The sequence below is a fragment of the Longimicrobium sp. genome (assembly GCF_036399935.1).
In the GTDB taxonomy this organism is placed as follows: domain Bacteria; phylum Gemmatimonadota; class Gemmatimonadetes; order Longimicrobiales; family Longimicrobiaceae; genus Longimicrobium.
The window spans coordinates 23,988-41,580 of sequence record NZ_DASWMD010000040.1 but is presented as its reverse complement, the minus strand read 5'-3'; the positions used below and the strand labels follow the sequence as shown (position 1 = coordinate 41,580).

20 protein-coding genes are annotated in these 17,593 nt (G+C 69.9%); 6 read left to right on the top strand and 14 right to left on the bottom strand.

Annotated elements, in window-relative coordinates; translation table 11 throughout:
- Positions 1-83 precede the first annotated feature (83 nt).
- On the top strand, positions 84-380 hold the full coding sequence (locus tag VGB24_RS12985; protein WP_331024042.1) for an AbrB/MazE/SpoVT family DNA-binding domain-containing protein: 297 nt from the start codon (positions 84-86) through the stop codon (positions 378-380).
- Positions 381-383: 3 nt separating this feature from the next.
- A complete protein-coding gene (locus VGB24_RS12980) occupies positions 384-779 on the top strand; it encodes a hypothetical protein (protein WP_331073372.1) in 396 nt (131 codons plus the stop codon).
- 77 nt (positions 780-856) lie between these two features.
- Here VGB24_RS12980 and lysA read toward each other — a convergent pair whose 3' ends face one another.
- The 4 genes from lysA to hisS form a co-directional block, all read right to left on the bottom strand.
- Entirely contained in the window at positions 857-2,131 is a 1,275-nt protein-coding gene (lysA, locus tag VGB24_RS12975) for a diaminopimelate decarboxylase (protein WP_331073371.1), read from the bottom strand.
- An 82-nt stretch (positions 2,132-2,213) separates the two neighbouring features.
- Complete coding sequence (gene proS, locus VGB24_RS12970) at positions 2,214-3,707, bottom strand: proline--tRNA ligase (RefSeq protein WP_331073370.1); 1,494 nt, start codon at positions 3,705-3,707, stop codon at positions 2,214-2,216.
- A 69-nt stretch (positions 3,708-3,776) separates the two neighbouring features.
- On the bottom strand, positions 3,777-4,337 hold the full coding sequence (locus VGB24_RS12965; RefSeq protein ID WP_331073369.1) for a Uma2 family endonuclease: 561 nt from the start codon (positions 4,335-4,337) through the stop codon (positions 3,777-3,779).
- Between the two features lie 81 nt (positions 4,338-4,418).
- Positions 4,419-5,708: a histidine--tRNA ligase gene (gene hisS, locus VGB24_RS12960; protein ID WP_331073368.1), complete on the bottom strand. Its 1,290-nt coding sequence runs from the start codon at positions 5,706-5,708 to the stop codon at positions 4,419-4,421.
- A 169-nt stretch (positions 5,709-5,877) separates the two neighbouring features.
- Here hisS and VGB24_RS12955 point away from each other — a divergent pair, with 169 nt between their 5' ends.
- The 3 genes from VGB24_RS12955 to VGB24_RS12945 are packed head-to-tail and all read left to right on the top strand — an operon-like array spanning position 5,878 to position 7,237.
- Positions 5,878-6,228, top strand: coding sequence for an antitoxin Xre/MbcA/ParS toxin-binding domain-containing protein (locus VGB24_RS12955; RefSeq protein ID WP_331073367.1), 351 nt, complete (start codon positions 5,878-5,880; stop codon positions 6,226-6,228).
- 1 nt (position 6,229) lies between these two features.
- Positions 6,230-6,739: an RES family NAD+ phosphorylase gene (locus tag VGB24_RS12950; protein ID WP_331073366.1), complete on the top strand. Its 510-nt coding sequence runs from the start codon at positions 6,230-6,232 to the stop codon at positions 6,737-6,739.
- A gap of 33 nt (positions 6,740-6,772) precedes the next feature.
- Positions 6,773-7,237, top strand: a complete 465-nt coding sequence (locus VGB24_RS12945) for a hypothetical protein (protein ID WP_331073365.1) — start codon at positions 6,773-6,775, stop codon at positions 7,235-7,237.
- Here the strand turns inward: VGB24_RS12945 and VGB24_RS12940 are convergent.
- The 9 genes from VGB24_RS12940 to VGB24_RS12900 form a co-directional block, all read right to left on the bottom strand.
- A complete protein-coding gene (locus tag VGB24_RS12940) occupies positions 7,234-8,523 on the bottom strand; it encodes a folylpolyglutamate synthase/dihydrofolate synthase family protein (protein WP_331073364.1) in 1,290 nt (429 codons plus the stop codon). The two genes, VGB24_RS12945 and VGB24_RS12940, sit on opposite strands and share 4 nt — an antisense overlap.
- Entirely contained in the window at positions 8,520-9,398 is an 879-nt protein-coding gene (gene accD / locus VGB24_RS12935) for an acetyl-CoA carboxylase, carboxyltransferase subunit beta (protein WP_331073363.1), read from the bottom strand. Before accD ends, VGB24_RS12940 begins: the two co-directional genes overlap by 4 nt.
- A gap of 70 nt (positions 9,399-9,468) precedes the next feature.
- Positions 9,469-10,704, bottom strand: coding sequence for a rod shape-determining protein RodA (gene rodA / locus VGB24_RS12930; protein ID WP_331024031.1), 1,236 nt, complete (start codon positions 10,702-10,704; stop codon positions 9,469-9,471).
- Positions 10,705-10,768: 64 nt separating this feature from the next.
- A complete protein-coding gene (locus VGB24_RS12925) occupies positions 10,769-11,242 on the bottom strand; it encodes a rod shape-determining protein MreD (RefSeq protein WP_331073362.1) in 474 nt (157 codons plus the stop codon).
- A 6-nt stretch (positions 11,243-11,248) separates the two neighbouring features.
- Positions 11,249-12,283: a rod shape-determining protein MreC gene (gene mreC / locus VGB24_RS12920; protein WP_331073361.1), complete on the bottom strand. Its 1,035-nt coding sequence runs from the start codon at positions 12,281-12,283 to the stop codon at positions 11,249-11,251.
- 68 nt (positions 12,284-12,351) lie between these two features.
- Positions 12,352-13,386, bottom strand: a complete 1,035-nt coding sequence (locus VGB24_RS12915) for a rod shape-determining protein (protein ID WP_331073360.1) — start codon at positions 13,384-13,386, stop codon at positions 12,352-12,354.
- Positions 13,387-13,561: 175 nt separating this feature from the next.
- Entirely contained in the window at positions 13,562-14,011 is a 450-nt protein-coding gene (gene dut, locus VGB24_RS12910; RefSeq protein WP_331073359.1) for a dUTP diphosphatase, read from the bottom strand.
- Positions 14,012-14,099: 88 nt separating this feature from the next.
- Complete coding sequence (ald, locus tag VGB24_RS12905) at positions 14,100-15,212, bottom strand: alanine dehydrogenase (protein WP_331073358.1); 1,113 nt, start codon at positions 15,210-15,212, stop codon at positions 14,100-14,102.
- Positions 15,213-15,420: 208 nt separating this feature from the next.
- Positions 15,421-15,846, bottom strand: coding sequence for a TraR/DksA C4-type zinc finger protein (locus VGB24_RS12900; protein WP_331073357.1), 426 nt, complete (start codon positions 15,844-15,846; stop codon positions 15,421-15,423).
- 106 nt (positions 15,847-15,952) lie between these two features.
- On the opposite strand from VGB24_RS12900, the gene VGB24_RS12895 reads away from it, so the two are divergent.
- The gene (locus VGB24_RS12895) at positions 15,953-16,966 is read left to right on the top strand and encodes a YeiH family protein (RefSeq protein WP_331073356.1); all 1,014 of its coding nucleotides are present in this window, start codon (positions 15,953-15,955) and stop codon (positions 16,964-16,966) included.
- 137 nt (positions 16,967-17,103) lie between these two features.
- On the opposite strand, the gene VGB24_RS12890 is transcribed toward VGB24_RS12895, so the two are convergent.
- The gene (locus tag VGB24_RS12890) at positions 17,104-17,592 is read right to left on the bottom strand and encodes a hypothetical protein (RefSeq protein ID WP_331073355.1); all 489 of its coding nucleotides are present in this window, start codon (positions 17,590-17,592) and stop codon (positions 17,104-17,106) included.
- Position 17,593 lies beyond the last annotated feature (1 nt).

Sequence of the window (17,593 nt, the reverse complement as noted above, 5' to 3'; positions counted from 1 at the left end):
CAGAGGTGGTACCAAGACCATTGCGCCCACCTCCTGCCCCTTGCAGATTTTCTGATCTTCATACATTCTGCAGGAGCTACACCGTGGCACAGTCGGAATCCATCAAGGTAGGCAAGCGGGGCGCGATCGTGCTTCCGGCCGCGCTTCGCCGCCAGTACGGCCTCGAAGAAGGCGCCACCCTCATCGCCGAGCCCACAGAGGAGGGCATCATGCTCAAGCCAGCCGTGGTTCTTCCGTTTGAGCGGTACACGCTCCAGCGCAAGGCCGAGTTCCTGCTCAACAACGCCATCGGGGCCGACGAGTACCGCTGGGCCGCCGCCGAGGTGCGCCGCATGGGGCTGGACCCCGACGGCATCCCGCACGAGCAGCCCTCGTCCTGAGGCGTGGACGTCCTGTTCCTGGACGCCAACGTGCTGTTTTCGGCCGCGTACCGGCCCGAGTCACGACTGGCGCGGTTCTGGTCTCTGCCCGGCGTGGAGCTGGTCACCTCGGCGTACGCCATCGAGGAGGCGCGCCGGAACCTGGCGCACGCCGAGCAGGTGGAGTGGCTGGACGTGCTCACGGGCGGGCTGCGCATCGTGCACGAGCGGGGAACGTGGGCGCTGCCGCGCGACGTGATCCTCCCCGACAAGGACCGGCCCATCCTGGCGGCGGCGGTCATCAGCGGCGCCACCCACCTGATCACGGGCGACCAGGCGCACTTTGGCGTGTGGTACGGCCAGCAGCTCTGCGGCATCCTGGTGCTGCGCCCCGCCGCGTACCTCGACTCGCGGCGCTGACGCTGGTCCACACGAAGAGAAAAGCGCCTCCGGGGCATCGGTCCCGGAGGCGCTTTCGTGTGCGGCTGACGGCGAGATCAGAGGTCCATCTCGGCCGCGACCAGGTCGTCCACCGTTTCGCGGCGGCGGACCAGCGTGGCCTCAGCCCCGTCCACCATCACCTCGGCGGGGCGCGGGCGCTGGTTGTACTGGCTGGACATGGAGAAGCCGTACGCGCCCACCGTCATGATCGACAGCAGCTCGCCAGGCCTGGGCACCTCCATCTCGCGGTCCAGCGCCAGGAAGTCGCCCGTCTCGCAGATGGGGCCCACCACGTCCACGTGGCCCCGGGCGCGGCCGTGCGGCTCCACCGGCTCCACGGCGTGCCACCCCGAGTAGTGGCTGGGGCGCAGCAGGTCGTTCATCCCCGCGTCGGTGATCACGAAGCGCTTGCCGCCGCCTTCCTTGACGTACAGCACCCGCGTCAGCAGCGCGCCCGATTCGCCCACCAGGAAGCGCCCGGGCTCCACCACCAGCTTCAGCCCCGTGGCGCCGACGGCAGGAACGATCTCGTCCGCCCACTCCGCGGCGGAGATCCGCGGCCCGCCCTCGTAGCTGATTCCCAGCCCGCCGCCCAGGTCCAGGAACTCCAGCTCCACCTCTTCGCGCTTCAGCTCGTGCGCCAGGTCCAGCACGTAGTCCAGCGCCTGGCGAAAGGGACCCACCTCCAGGATCTGGGAGCCGATGTGGACGTCGATTCCTCGCACCCGCACGCCCGGCATCTTGGCGGCGATGCTGTACAGCGTGCGCGCCCGCGCCGCGGCGATGCCGAACTTGGTCGCCGCGTGGCCGGTGCGGGTGTACGCGTGCGGCGTGGGGGTGTCGATGTCGGGGTTCACGCGGAGGGCCACGGGCGCGCGGGTGCCCATGGCGCAGGCGAGGTCCGAGAGGGCGCAGAGCTCTCCCTCGCTCTCCACGTTGAAGGCGTAGATGCCGGCGGAGAGGGCGGCGGCCAGCTCGATCACCGTCTTCCCCACCCCGCTGAACACGATGCGCTCCGGGGGAATGCCCGCCAGTAGCGCCCGGTGAAGCTCGCCGCCGGAAACGATGTCGGCACCGGCGCCCATGGCGGCGAGGGTGCGGAGAACGGCCAGGTTGCCGTTGGCCTTCACCGAATAGGCGATCAGGTGGGGCACCGGCGACAGCGCGTCGTCCAGCTCGCGGAAGCGTTCGCGGATGGCGTTCTGGCTGTACACGTACAGGGGCGTCCCCCAGCGGGCCACCAGCTCCTGCATGGGAACGTTCTCGCAGTGCAGCACCCCGTCCACGCGCGGGAACGCCTCAGCCGCTACCGGCTCAGCGATGTTCTCCAATCGTATTCCTCCCCTGTTTACGCTGTCGCTCGGACCGCCGCGCCAGCAAAAGGGCCGCCCCCACGGGCGGCCCTTCACCGTGTCAGTACGACTTGGCCCAGACCGCCTCGTGGCTGGCCGCCGCGCCGCACACCAGGCATGCCTCGGGCGCCGCCTCGGAGCGGAACTCCTCGAAGGGCAGGCAGCGGATGGTGGCCTTCGTCTCGTCCTTCACCTTTTCTTCGCACTCGCCCGAGCCGCACCAGCCCGCGTAGACGAACCCGCCCGGGCCGTCCATGATCTCGCGGAAGCGCTCGTACGAGTCCACGCCCCGGTGCGAGTTGGCGTCGCGGCGTACGCGGGCGCGCTCCAGCAGGAACGCCTGGTAGTCGTCCAGACGCTGCGCCATCGACGCCAGCACTTCCGCCTCGGGAAGGAACTCCTTGCGCTGCTCGCCTTCGGGAATGCGCCGCGCCAGCACCACCTGGCCCTTGGCGATGTCCTTGGGGCCCACCTCGATGCGGAAGGGCACGCCCTTCATCTCCCACTCGAAGAACTTGGCGCCCGGCGTGAGCTTGTCGCGGTCGTCCACGTGCGTGCGGATGCCCGCCAGCGCGGCGACGATCTCGCGCGCCTTGCCCAGCACCAGCTCGCGCTCGTCGTCCTTGCGGTAGATGGGAACGATCACCACCTGGATGGGCGCCACGCGCGGGGGCATCACCAGCCCCGCGTCGTCGCCGTGCGTCATCACCAGCCCGCCCACCATGCGCGTGCTGGCGCCCCACGACGTGTTCCAGGCGAACTCCTCGGCGCCGCTCTCGCTGGCGAACTTCAGGGCGAACTGCTTCGCGAAGTTCTGCCCCAGGTTGTGCGAGGTGCCGTTCTGCAGCGCCTTGTTGTCGCCCATCATCGCCTCGCACGTGTAGGTGCGCAGCGCGCCGGCGAACTTCTCGGACTCGCTCTTCTGCCCCGTCACCACGGGCATGGCGAGCCAACCTTCCATGAACTCGCGGTACACGCCCAGCATCTGCAGCGTCTCGGCCTCGGCCTCGTCGTGCGTGGCGTGCGCGGTGTGGCCCTCCTGCCACAGGAACTCGGTGGTGCGCAGGAACAGGCGCGTGCGCATTTCCCACCGCACGACGTTCGCCCACTGGTTGTACAGCAGCGGCAGGTCGCGGTAGCTCTGCACCCACTTGCTGAACATCTCGTAGATGATCGTTTCCGACGTGGGCCGCACGATGAGCGGCTCCTCGAGCTTGCTGTCGGGGTCGGGGATCAGGCCGCCGCCCTCCACCGCCTTGAGCCGCGTGTGGGTGACGATGGCCGCTTCCTTGGCGAACCCCTCCACGTGCTCGGCCTCGCGGGCCAGGAAGCTCTGCGGGATGAAGAGCGGAAAGTAGGCGTTCTGGTGCCCGGTTTCCCGGAAGCGCAGGTCCAGCCGATCGCGCATCAGCTCCCACAGGCGGTAGCCGTAGGGGCGAATGACCATGCATCCGCGCACGGGCGAGTAGTCGGCCAGCTCGGCCTTGAGCACCACTTCGTTGTACCAGGCGCTGAAGTCTTCGGCCTGGGTGGTCAGCGCTTTTTCGTTGGCCATGAGATCGGTATCGGTCAGGCCGCCGATGAAGGCGGCGGCGATGTCAGTTGCGAGGGAATCCGATTCGGCTCAGCGCTCGAACAGGTGGCGTACAGGCACGTGCATCCCGGGGACCAGATCGGACAGGTCCAGTTCCTCGTCCACACCGAGTTCGGCCGGTTGGCTCCCGGAACAATAGACGGTGGCAGTCACGCAATCATAGTCGATGACCAGCACCACACGCGTCCCTGCGCCCAGCCAGCGAGTCACCCGGGCCGGCATATCCGCCGCTGAACGAGCGTCGGACGCGACCTCGCCCGCGAGGTCCGGTGCGCCCTCGAAGTAGAAGTCGTCTTCGTAGCGCGCCGGCGGCGTCCAACGCCCCACCGCGACGAACGCGAAACTCGGAGCCAGAACGGTATCGGGAGCACGTTCCAACAGGAAGCCGGCGGGACCCACCACCTCGCCCATTCCGCGGCGGTACACGTGGTCGTCCACGGCGAAGAGCCCGTTGCTCGCGAGCCGTGCATGCCGCCACCCTGCGAGCGGCCGGTCGTGGATCACTCCACGGATCAGTTCGCGGCGCGTGTTGCTGTCCGGCATCCGGAACAGCTCCTCCGCAGTTACGAGCCTGCTGGTCGTGCCCGTCATCCCGCCCTCCAGTTCCCTGAACGCACACCTGTCTGCGCGAACAGCCCGCGCCGGCTCAGCCGTACGTTGCCGGCGCGGGCGTCACGGTCGGCCCAGCTCGGCGAGGGGGACGCGCGACTCCTGGCCGGTCTCCATCTCCTTGACGACGGCGACGCCGTCGGCCAGCTCGTCCGGCCCCAGCACGACCGTGCGGCGCGCGCCCACGGCGGAAGCGTTCTTGAACTGCTTGCCGACCCCAGCCTGCTTGAGCCCGTACTCCACCGATGCCCCCGTTTCGCGCAGCCGGTGCGCGAGCGCGAGCATGTCGTCGCGCTGCTCGGGGGTGACGGCGATCAGGTAGTAATCCACGCTCTGCTTGGTCGACGGCAGCAGCCCGCGGTCGGTCAGCAGCTCCTTGAGCACCACGTCGCCCATCCCGAAGCCGAGCGCCGGCAGGTCTACGCCCGCGATCTGCTTGAGCAGGTTGTCGTAGCGGCCGCCGCCGCAGATGGCGCGCAGCTCGCCGCGCGTGTCGAACAGCTCGAAGACGATCCCCGTGTAGTACGCCAGCCCGCGCACGATCGACAGGTCGAAGCGCACGTAGTCGCCCAGCCCCATCGCCCGCAGCGCCCCGAAGAACTGGCCCATCCGCTCGATCTCGGGCCCTACGCCCTCGGTAGACCCGTACGCCTGGCGCACCGCGTCAAAGTCGGTGTAGCGGAAGATGTCGAGCACGCGTTCCGCCGCCTCGTCGCTCAGCCCCGCCTCGCCCGTCAGCCGCTTCGCGATCACCTCGCGCGGATCGCGCTCCAGCTTGTCGACGATGTTGTAGACCAGGATCAGCTGGTCCTCGGGCGTTCCCGCGTGCAGGAGCAGCGCGCGCAGCAGCCTGCGGTCGGAGATGCGGGCCACAAAATCGTCGGCGGTGAGCCCCAGCACGCGCAGGATGTCGATGGCGGCGGCCAGCAGCTCGGCGTCGGCGGCAACGTCTTCCTCGCCCAGGATGTCGAAGTTCAGCTGGAAGTGCTCGCGAAGACGCCCGCGCTGGGCCCGCTCGTAGCGGAACAGCTGCGGCAGCGAGAACCACTTGATGGGCTTGCGCATTCCACCCGCCCGCGCGCCGGCCATGCGCGCCAGGGTGGGCGTCATCTCCGGGCGCAGCGCCACGTGACGATCACCCTTGTCGACGAAGTCGTACAGCTGTTTGACGATCTCGGGCCCCGACTTTTCCGTGTACAGCTCCAGCGGCTCCAGCGGAGGCCCGTCGTATTCCTGAAACCCGTAGCGGCGCGCCACCTCGCGCCACGCCGCCATGATGTGCGTGCGGATAGTGAGATCGTCGGGATAGAAGTCCCGGAACCCGGGCAGCGCCTGAAAGTTGGAGTTCGACATAGCCGGAGAATGTATCTTCGCAAGGCCGCACGGAGCAACCGGCCAAACGGCGCGGCGCCGTCCAGTGTGCACTCGCACCGGACAAATCATAGGACACTTGATCGGACAACCGCGCCGATGTACATTGCGTCCGGTAGTTGCCACACCCGGAGGGTTGATGATGAGTCTTGTGCAGACGGAGCGGCGGGCAGCGGCGGATGTGATCGACTGGGCGCATTCCGCGCTGGCTTTGAACTACGGCGAAATCGGCGTTGCCCTCAAGACCACGGAGCGTACGGTGCGTCGCTGGAGAACGTGCAAGTTCACCCCTCGCGGCGCTGCCCGCGACCGGCTGGAAACCCTTCGTGAGCTGCGGCACCTGCTCACGGCGGTGTTCGGCACCGAGGCGGCTGCCGCCGAGTGGCTGCATTCATCGGTCCCCGCGCTTCGGGGCCGCACGCCGGCCTCTCTTCTGCGAACCGGTGCCATCGAGTCCGTGATCGAACTCCTCGCGACGATCGAGTCTGGAGCGTACGTGTGATATGAGAGTGACGCGGCGTGTCTGGAGACACGTCCCTGTCGGCGCCGAGCCACTGCATCTGGGGTGGATCTTGAAAGCCGGGCGGGGTCGCTGGAATAGCCGGCGGCCCCGCCTTCCTTGTTTATACACATCTTTCACGCCAGAGACGGCCATCGCGGAGTTCGAGAAGCACGTAACTGCCTATGGAGCCGGGGCTTTGCGACGCGACCTCGTGTCCATCGACGTGTCCGTCGGCCCCGTTCTCGACCTCACCTGCCCTGCCACGCTCCGCCGCTACGGCCTCAGTGCCGCGGCGCTGGGGAGCGACGATCCGTACGACCTCGCGCGCTGCCGGGGACTCGCGGCGCGCGCGATCATCGACGACGACCACCGCGCCATCCTCGCCCCATCCGCCGCACTCCCCGGCGGAACCAACCTGATGATCTACATCGAGAGCCGCGCCGGCCGGCTGGAGCTCGCCAACGGGCCGGATCGCATCACCATCACGCCCGGGTTCCGCCTTGGCAGCTGAATGCAGGCAGACGACTTGCTCCGATACACGCGCATGTCGCTGCTCGCGGTGGACCTGGGGCTCCGGACGGGGCTGGCGCTGTACGGGGATGATGGACGGCTGCGATGGTACCGCTCGCAGAACTTCGGCAGTGCGACGAGGCTGCGGCGCGCGGTGCACGGCCTGCTTCACACGCTCCCCGAGGTCCGCTGGCTCATACTGGAAGGCGGCGGCAACCTGGCCGGCATCTGGGAGAACGAGGCCGAGAAGCGCGCGATCGACGTCCTGCGCATCGGCGCGGAGGTGTGGCGGCAGCGCCTGCTGTACGGCCGCGAGCAGCGCACCGGCGCGCAGGCCAAGAGCAGCGCCGATCCGTTTGCCCGCCGCATCATAGAGTGGTCCGGCGCCCCCCGCCCCACCTCGCTGCGCCACGACGCCGCCGAGGCCATCCTCATCGGCTTCTGGGGCGCCCTGGAAGTGGGGCTTCTCGATGGAATTCCACCGGAGCTGCGGCGCTAGACGATCGGAATTCCGAGCGCCGCCAGCGCGTCGCCGACGGTGTGCACTGACCCGGTGACGAGTACGGTTCCGTAGGGCGCCATCGTCTCCGCGCGCGTCAGGGCGGCGGGAAGGTCGGGGATCACGCGGATGGGGATCTGCGCGTCCAACGAGCGCGCCACGTGCTCCGGGTCCCACCGCCGGCCCTCCGGCGCGGTCGGCGCGGTGGTGAGGATGGCGGCGTCCGCGCGGGCCAGCAGCGGCGGCAGCATCTCGTCCCACTCCTTGTCCGCTAGAATCGCGGCGATAGCGATGAGCGGCCGGTCGAACACGACCGCGTCCAGTGAGTCGCAGAGCGCCTGCACGCCCGCCGGGTTGTGGGCCACATCGAAGATCCACGTCCCGCCACGGATGCGCTCCACCTGCATCCGCCCCGCCCAGCGCACCTCCGCGAACCCCCGCTCGATCGCCTCCCATCCAGGACGGACGTCATCGGGCAGGAGGCCCAGCAGCTCCGCCGCGAGTGCCGCATTTCGCGCTTGATGCGCCCCGATCAGCGGAATGCGTACCTCGTGGCTCCCCCAGCGCTCCGAATCCAGCCGGAATCGCGTTCCTTCGAGCGAGAGATCGACCTCGCCGATGCGCGCCACGCGGTCCAGCTCCGTCAGCGGCGCGCCGACTTCCACCGCGCGCCGGCGCAGGACGTCCAGCGGCCCCGGCGCGGTCTCCGCCGTAATCGCGGGGACACCGGGCTTGAAGACACCCGCCTTCTCCGCCGCGATCTCCTCCAGCGACTCGCCCAGGTACTCCGTGTGGTCGCGCGCCACGTTGGTGGCGGCGACGGCGAGGGGGTCGATCACGTTCGTGGAATCCAGCCGCCCGCCAAGCCCAACTTCGACCACGGCCAGGTCCACGCCCGCCTCGGCGAAGCAGAGGAAGGTGAGCGCCGTGGTGGCCTCGAAGAAGGTGGCCTCCGTCCGCTCGATGGCGGGACGGAGCCGGGCCTCGCACGCCGCAAGGAGGTCCGCGTCCACCGGGCGCCCGGCGATCCGGATCCGCTCGCGGAACGAAACCAGGTGCGGCGAGGTGTATAGGCCGACCGTCCGCCCCGGGTGCGCGGCGCGGAGGGCGGACTCGCACAGCGCCGATACCGAACCCTTGCCGTTGGTGCCCGCCACGTGCAGGGAAGCGAATCGCCGGTGCGGATGGTCCGCACCGGCGAGCAGTTCTTCCGTCCGTTCCAGCCCCCAGCGGATGCCGCCCGAGGTGCGGGCGAAGAGCCAGGCCGCGGGATCGTCGGACGTCACGCCGCTTCCCAGGCCCGCGCCGCCTCCGACGCCGGCAGCCCCATCATGTGCCGCAGCATCCGCGACACGTACGGCTTCATCTTGCGGCGGTCGATGATGTCGTCGAGCATGCCGAACTCCAGCAGGAACTCGGAGCGCTGGAAGCCTTCGGGCAGCTCCTGCTTGATGGTCTGCTCGATCACCCGCGGGCCCGCGAAGCCGATCAGCGCGTTGGGTTCGGCCACGTTGATGTCGCCCAGCATGGCGTACGAAGCCGTCACGCCGCCGGTGGTGGGGTCCGTCAGGATCGACACGTAGGGCAGCCCCTCCTCGTGGAGCTGCGCGAGGACGGCCGAGGTCTTGGCCATCTGCATCAGGCTGAAGATCCCCTCCATCATCCGCGCCCCGCCCGACTGCGAGATGATGATCAGCGGCTTGCGCCCCTCCAGCGCCCGCAGCCCCGCGCGCGCCAGCTTTTCGCCCACCACGGAGCCCATCGACCCGCCGATGAACGAAAAGTCCATCACGCCGATGGAAACGGGAACCGCGTCCAGCTCGCCGTCGCCGGTGAGCACCGCGTCGCCATGGGTGCTCTTGCGCTCGGCCGCGATCAGCCGGTCGCGGTAGGGTTTCAGGTCCACGAAACCCAGCGGGTCGGCCGAGCGCAGGTCGGCGTCGAACTCGGTGAACGTGCCCTCGTCGATCAGCAGCGACACGTACCCGTCGGCCGAAAGCCGCAGGTGAAAGGCGCAGCTGGGGCAGACGTTCCAGTTTTCCTTGAGCTTCTGGGTGTAGAGGATGTCGTTGCAGTTGGGGCACTTTTCCCACAGCTCGCCGGGCAGGTCGCGGCGGTCGGCCGCCTGCAGGCGCGTCTTGGGCTTGCGAAACCAGGCCATGAGGACCGGAGATTGGATGCGGTGAATACGGACGGAGGCCACATCGAGAGGCGCGCCAGCCCCGAGGGGGCTAGCGCGCCTTTTCGGCGGCGATTCGCTGGATGACGGCCATGGCCAGCAGGTTCACCAGGAGGAACGAGCCGCCGTAGCTGATGAAGGGCAGCGGAATGCCGGTGACGGGCATGACGCCCACCGTCATCCCCACGTTGATCAGCACGTGGGTGAACCAGCTTCCCAGCAGGCCGATGGGCACCAGTGACGCGAAGGGATCGCGCGAGCGCTCGGCGATGCGGATCAGCCGCCAGAAGATCAGGCCGAAGGTGATCAGCACCGCCATCACGCCGACGAAGCCCAGTTCCTCGCCGATGACGGAAAAGATGAAGTCGGTGTGCTGCTCGGGAAGGAAGGCCAGCCGCTTCTGCGGCCCCTCCAGGTACCCCTTGCCGAACCACCCGCCGCTGCCGATGGCCACGCGGCTCTGGATCAGGTTGTAGCCGCTCCCCCGCGGGTCGATGCTGGGGTCCAGGAACACCAGGAAGCGGTTCTTCTGGTACGGCTTCAGCACGTTCCACAGCGGCAGCGCCACCGCGCCCGCCACCGCGTTGGCCACGAAGATGGAAACCTTCTCCGACAGGAACGCGTTGCGGTAGAAGAGCATGGCCAGCAGCAGGACGATGTACACGCCCCACACCCATGCGCTGATGGAAAGGAACAGGCTGAGCAGCGGGCTGACCAGGAAGAAGATGGTGGCCAGCGGGGTGCCCGCCCAGTACAGCGACCACACCAGGATCGCCGCGAAGGCCAGCGCCGAGCCCAGGTCCGGCTGCAGCATCACCAGCCCCATGGGCAGGGCCACCACGCCGATGGGCTTCCACAGCTGCCACAGCGTCTTCGGGGGCTCGCGCCACTCGCCCAGCACGCGCGCCAGCATCAGCACCGTGGCGATCTTGGCCATCTCCGAAGGCTGAAGGCCCACGGGCCCGATGCGGATCCAGCTCTTGGTGCTGGCGCCCGTGGTGCCGCCGCTGCCGAACACCAGCGCGGCCATCAGCAGCACCAGCCCCAGCGCGTACGCCGGCTGCGCCCCCCACTCCAGCCACCCGATCCGCACCTTCAGGATCATGTACAGGATGGGCATGGCCAGGCTGAACCACATCAGCTGCTGCTTCCACGTCCCCTCGGCCCGGGTGCCGGGAACGTCCACCATCCCCGCGCTGAAGATCATGGCGATGCCGAACAGCGCCAGCCCCACCACCAGCCAGAAGAGGACCGGGTCGCCCAGGCGCACGGCACGATAGCGCTTCACCGGGCCACCTCCGGCAGCCGGGGAAACGCCATCGAACTACCCTCGGAAAGCATCCTGCTCATCGCTACGCCACCGCCCGGTACGCCGACGCCGCGGCCACCCCGGCCGCCGCGGCGTACGCCGCGGCCACCAGCGAGAAGGCCAGCACCGTCACCGGCCCGGCACTTTCGTTCACCATCATCAGCAGGTACATCCCCGCGTCGTACAGCCACTTGCCGATGAACAGGTATGCAGCCAGCAGCACCGGGCTGTCGCCCGCCACCACCTCGCGCGAGCGCGCCCCGATGTACCCCAGGATGCTCAGCACCAGCGCGCCGGCCCCCAGCGTGTGCGGGTTGGCGGCGCCGTCCAGCACGCCCAGGAGGCACCCCAGCCCCGCCGCCCACCCCGCCCGCATGCGGCGCGCCGCCAGCAGCAGCGCCACCAGGAGCAGGTCGGGCGCAAAGGCGCCCAGCCCCAGCCCCACCCGCAGCACGAAGTACAGCAGCGCGAGCACCGCCACGAACCCCACGAATTGCCAGCGCGTCCCCTCGGTCACGTCCCCTCACTCCACACGGCTGGTGTCGGCAGCGGCCGACGGATTTCGGGGCGCCGGCACTCCCGGCGGCACCCGCGGCTCGCCGGGGAACACCGGGGTTCCCGGCAGTTCCGGCGTTGGATCTACCCTGCGCGGGCGCGGAGCCGGGCGGGTCTGCGGGCGTGCCTGCGGCCGCGTCTGCGCGGGCCGCGCCGGCGCCGCCGCGTCGGGCGAAAGCGGGCGCGCCGTGTCGGCCGACGGGGGCGGCGCCGTCAGCCGCACCCCCCAGGCCGCCGCCAGGTTCTGGTCCGAACGCCCCGTCACCGGCTGGCCCAGCACCAGCACGTGCGCCATCTGCGCCGGCGCCACCAGCGGCCGGACGTAGTAGATGCGCTGCCAGCCGTCGGGGTCCTTGCCCGTTCCCGCCACCCGGCCCACGGGAATGCCCTGCGGATACACGCCGCCCTCGCCCGAGGTGACGATCATGGCCCCCGTGTCGGGCGCCGTGTGGAACGCCACCGGGCTGAACGCCAGCAGCCGCTCGCCGTTGCGCTCGATGGGTTCGGCCACGCCGTACGTCTCGCCGTCCAGCGTCATCACCGAGGCGCGGAAGTTGGGGTGCATCCACGCCCGCATGATGGCCGACTCCGACCCCAGCTGCGACACCTGCCCCGCCAGTCCCTCGGCGGTGATCACCGCGGCGCCGTCGGTCACCCGGTCGCGCCGCCCGGCGGAAAGGCGAAGCATGCCGTCGGAGCCGGGACCCGCCATCCACCGCCCCTCGGCGGGAACGAACGAGTACGCCAGCCGCTCGCGGAAGCCCAGCAGGCCGCGCAGCTCGCGGTTCTCCGCCGCCAGCGTGGCCTGCCCCACCAGGTAGGCGGCCAGGCTGTCGCGCTCGGCGCGCAGCCGTGCCGCGTCGGAATAGCGGCCGTGGCGGTCGGCCGCGCCGCGCTGCATGGCCAGCACCGGCCGCAGCGCCGTGGCGCGCAGGGCGTGGCCCACGCCGTCGCGGTAGGGCTCGGGCATCAGCAGCAGGAGCAGCGAAAGGGCGGCGAACACCCCCGCCAGGGCCAGGTCCCGCTTGCGGCCGCGCTCGCCCGCGCCGCGCAGGTAAGGTCTGAACGCGCTCAGGACGTCAACACTCCTCTGTACTTGACCACGTCGTCCAGGATGCGCCCGGCGCCGCGCACGACGCAGGTGAGCGGGTCCTCGTCGACGTGGATGGGAAGGTTGGTTTCACGTGCGATCAGGCTGTCGAGCCCCCGGATCAGCGCGCCGCCCCCCGTCATCACGATTCCCCGGTCGACGATGTCGCTGGCCAGCTCGGGGGGGGTGATCTCCAGCGCCCGGCGAACCGCCTCGACGATGGCCTGGATGGGCTCCTGGATGCATTCGCGGATCTCCTGCGAGTGCACCCTCACCGTCTTGGGGATCCCCGACACCAGGTCGCGCCCCTTGACGTCCATCTCGCGCTCGTCGCCGGTGCTGTACGCGCTGCCGATCTGGATCTTGACGGCTTCGGCCGTGGCCTCGCCGATCATCAGGTTGTAGTTCTTGCGCATGAAGGTGACGATGGCGTTGTCGATCTCGTCGCCCCCCACGCGGATGCTGGTGTCGCACACGATTCCCGACAGCGCGATCACCGCGATCTCGGTGGTGCCGCCGCCGATGTCGATGACCATGTTGCCCGTGGGCGTCTCCACCGGCAGCCCCACGCCGATGGCCGCGGCCATGGGCTCGGCCACCATGTAGACTTCCTTGGCCCCCGCCGCCGCCGCGCTCTGCCGCACGGCCCGGCGCTCCAGCTCGGTGATGCCGCTGGGCACGCCCACCACCACGGTGGGCTTCAGCTTCAGGAAGCGCTTGCTGGTGACCGTCTGCAGGAAGTAGCGGAGCATGATCTCCGTAACGTCCACGTCGGCGATCACCCCGTCCTTGAGGGGGCGCACGGCGGTGATGCCTTCGGGGGTGCGCCCCAGCATGCGCTTGGCCTCCAGCCCGATCCCCTTGATGCGGTTGGTGGCTTTTTCCACCGCCACCACCGAGGGCTCGTTCAGGACGATCCCCTCGCCCTTTACATATACGAGCGTATTCGCCGTCCCTAGGTCGACGGCGATGTCGTTCACCGGGATGAAGCTGCCAGACCGTAACCAGCGAAACATGTCTTTCGTCGTAACTTTCTCGACCGGGGGCAGAACCCGCGGGCGCGTCGTTTCGGCGTGCAAACCGTGGAAATATCGGAGCCTGCAAAGCTAGGCCTCCCCACGTACCCCCGCAACCCGGCGCCCCGGAAGTCGCCGCCGCCAGATGCACGGGCCATGCCGGGCGGGCGCGCCCTCAGTGGCCGGTGGACCCGAACCCCGATTCGCCCCGGCCGGACTCGCTCAACTCGTCCGCCTCTTCCACCTCGGGCGCCAGGAACCGCGCGAACACCAGCTGGGCGATGCGGGTGCCGCGGGGAACGGGCACCGGCTCCGTCCCCGCGTTCCACACGATCACCTTCAGCTCGCCCCGGTAGTCGGGGTCGATGGTGGCCGGCGAGTTGGGAAGGGTGATGCCGTGGCGAAGGGCCAGCCCCGAGCGGGGGCGCACCTGGCACTCCACCCCGTCGGGCAGCTCGATGGCCAGCCCGGTCACCACCAGTCGCCGCTCGCCGGGGTGCAGCACGAAGTCCGCTTCGGCCGAGGCCACGTCGTAGCCGGCCGAGCCGGGGGTCTGCCGGGCGGGAAGCGGCAGGTCCGGGTTGTGGGGGAGCCGCTTGAAGCGGACGCGGATGGGTTCGGTCATGGGCGGGGTTCGAGGGAGGTCCCGGATGCGGAACAGCCCCCACCGGCGCCAGGTCCGGTGGGGGCTGCGGGCCGTCTCCGTCCGCAGGCTACACGAGGACGGACTGCAGCGGCACCAGCGGAAGGCCGAAGGCCTCGGCGACGCCGGGATACACCACCTGGCCGTTGACCACGTTCAAGCCCAGCGCCAGGGCGGGGTCCTGGCGGCAGGCTTCCTTCCACCCCAGGCGCGCCAGGCGCATGGCGTAGGGGAAGGTGGCGTTGGTCAGCGCCAGCGTGGAGGTGCGCGGCACGCCGCCGGGCATGTTGGCCACGCCGTAGTGGATCACCCCGTCGATCTCGTAGATGGGGTCTTCGTGCGTGGTGGGACGGATGGTCTCTACGCAGCCGCCCTGGTCCACCGCCACGTCGACGATCACAGACCCGTCCTTCATGCGCTTCAGGTCGTCGCGCTTGATCAGGTTGGGGGCCTTGGCGCCCGGCAGCAGCACCGCGCCCACCACCAGGTCGGCCTGCTCCACCCGCTCCATCAGGTTGTGGCGGTTGCTGTAGATCAGCTCCACGTTGGCCGGCATGACGTCCGACAGGTAGCGCAGGCGCTCCAGCGACACGTCGAGGATGGTGACGCGGGCGCCCAGCCCCGCCGCCATCTTGGCCGCGTTGGTGCCCACCACGCCGCCGCCGATGATCACCACGCTCGCCGGCGCCACGCCGGGCACGCCGCCCAGCAGCATCCCGCGGCCGCCGTAGTACTTTTCCAGGTACTTGGCGCCGGCCTGGATGGCCATGCGCCCCGCCACCTCGGACATGGGCGTCAGCAGGGGCAGCTCGCCGCTGTCCAGCTGCACCGTCTCGTACGCCACGCACACGGCACCCGAGTCGATCATCCCGCGGGTGAGCGCCTGGTCGGCGGCGAAGTGGAAGTAGGTGAACAGGAGCTGGTCCGGCCGGGTGCGGCCGTACTCGATGGCGATGGGCTCCTTGACCTTCATGATCATCTCGGCCCGCGCCCACACCTCTTCCACGTCGTGGATGGTGGCGCCGACGGAGGTATACTGCTCGTCGGTGAAGCCGCTGCCCAGCCCGCCGCCGCGCTCCACCATCACCTGGTGGCCGGCCTGGACCAGGGCCTCGGCGCCGGCGGGCACCAGGGCGATGCGGTTCTCGTTGGTCTTGATTTCCTTCGGAACGCCGATCAGCATCGTCAGCAGCGGGTTCGGGTATTTCGGTGGTGCGTCTGGCCCGCTCACTTCGGCGGGCGGGCACAATATACACGCGCCGCCGGGTTTGGCGAGTGTCTGGACGAAAGCCAGTGCGTGAGTGCGTCAGTGCGTGAGTGCGGCAGTCGCCTGGACGCAGGCGGCCGGCCGCGGGGCGCCTCGGCCGGCCGTCCTGATCGCGCGACGCGGTCTACGCCTCGTTCGCGTGGCCGTCGGCCTCGCGGGGGTTGGCGTCGGCGTCCGATGCCGCGTCGCGCTCGCGGGCGTGCTGCGCGCAGAGCCGGGTCTCGGGAATCACGTCCAGCCGCTCCATCCCGATGTCCTGGCCGCACACGTCGCACAGCCCGAAGCGCTCCGGCTCCTTGTACAGCAGGCGCAGCGATTCGTCGATCGCGTACAGGCGCCGCCCCTCCATGCTGGCGAAAAGGAAGTCCTTTTCGTGCTCCTGGTGCTCGGTGGCGATGTCGGCCGGGTGGTTGTCGGCCAGGCTCAGCTCGCCCGTGCGCTCGCGCAGGTCCTTGGCGGTCTCGTCGAATTCGCCGATCGCGTCGAGCACCTGCTCGCGCTCGCGCAGCAGCCGCTGCTCGATCTGCCTGCGCTGTTCTTCCTGAAGCATCGGGGGTTGCGGTCCGGGTTAGGTTGTCGGCGGCCCAGTGCCGCGCGTGCCGCCGGCGCGCACCGTCAATCTCCGTGCCTGCCCCGTGACCGACACCGGTTCCGCAGTGACTCAGCCCCGTCCCCCGCTGGTGGGGTACCTTCCCGGCCTGGCGCTTTCCGCCGCGCTGGCCGCCGCCGCGTGGGTGCTTCAGGAGGTGGAGGTGCGGGCCACGGGGCACGCCGTGGTCGAGGCGCTGGTGCTGGCCATCCTGCTGGGGATGATCGTCCGCACCTTCTGGGAGCCGGGTGCGCGGTGGGAGCCGGGGATCAGGCTGACGGCCAAGCAGGTGCTGGAGGTGGCCATCGTCCTCCTGGGCGCGTCGGTGAACCTGCCCCTCCTCCTTCGCGCCGGCGCGCCGCTGGTGATCGCCATCCTCGCCGTCGTGGCGACGGGGCTGGTGGCGGGGTACGGCATCGGCCGCGCGCTGGGGCTCAACCCGCGCCTGGCCACGCTGATCGCCTGCGGAAACGCCATCTGCGGCAACTCCGCCATCGCGGCGGTGGCGCCCGTCATCGGTGCCGACGACGAGGACGTGGCTTCGTCCATCGCCTTCACCGCCGTCCTGGGCGTGGTCGTCGTCCTGGGCCTGCCCCTGCTCATCCCCCTGCTGGGCTTCGACGCGTACCGCTACGGCGTGCTGGCGGGAATGACGGTGTACGCCGTTCCGCAGGTGATCGCGGCCACCTTTCCCGTCAGCGCGCTGAGCGGCGAGGTGGGGACGCTGGTCAAGCTGGTGCGCGTGCTGCTGCTGGGTCCCGTCGTGGTCTTCTTCGCCGTGCGCAACCGCAGGATCGGCGAGCAGAAGCTGGCGCCCGGCGCCTTCGTTCCCTGGTTCATCACGGGCTTCCTGGTGCTGGCCGCCGCCCGCTCGCTGGGCGCCATCCCCGCCGAGGTGGCGCTGCCGGTGCGCGAGCTGTCGCGGTGGATGACGGTGGCCGCCATGGCCGCGCTGGGGCTGGGCGTAGACGTACGGGTGCTCGGCCGCGTGGGCGGCCGGGTGATCGCGGCTGTCACGGGATCGCTCATCGTGCTGATCAGCCTGAGCGCCGCGCTGATCGTGCTGCTGGGAATCGGCTGACCCGGAAACGCACTCACGCACTCACGCACTCACGCACTCACGCACTCACCCACTCACGCACTCACGCACTCAAAGAGGCCCGCCCGGAACATCCGGACGGGCCTCTTCTGCTCGCCAGCACCGTGCGTCGACGCGGGCTAGCGGGGATCGGCGATCACGCCGAACGAGTCGGGCGCGCGGTCCAGCGGGCCCGCCAGCCACACCCGCGCACCAACGGCGGACCGCAGGGTCTCGGGAAGGCGAGCGATGGGGAGCCTCCTTCCATCCTCAGTGACCAGCGCGAATCCCTCCCCCTCGCGCGCCAGGATGCCGTCCACCGCCGTGACGCCGCTGGCGGAGCGGACCGCCACCCGGGCGACGGCGAAGCGCCCCCCGGCCGCCCGTTCGCCCCAAACGGTCACCTCGAGGCCGGTGAGCCGCCGCAGCACCCCGGCGTCGCCGTCCAGCGCTACGTCACGGGTGCCCCCGTCCACGCGGAGCACCACCCAGGTCGCCGGCTCCGAGCCGACGACGTCCACCGTCCCGCGGAGCGAGTCGGCCAGGACCGCCTTCCCAGCGGGGGCGGGAGTGCCCCGCGTACACGCCAGCAGCGCGAGGACGCAGGGAACCAGGAGGGCTGGCCGCACC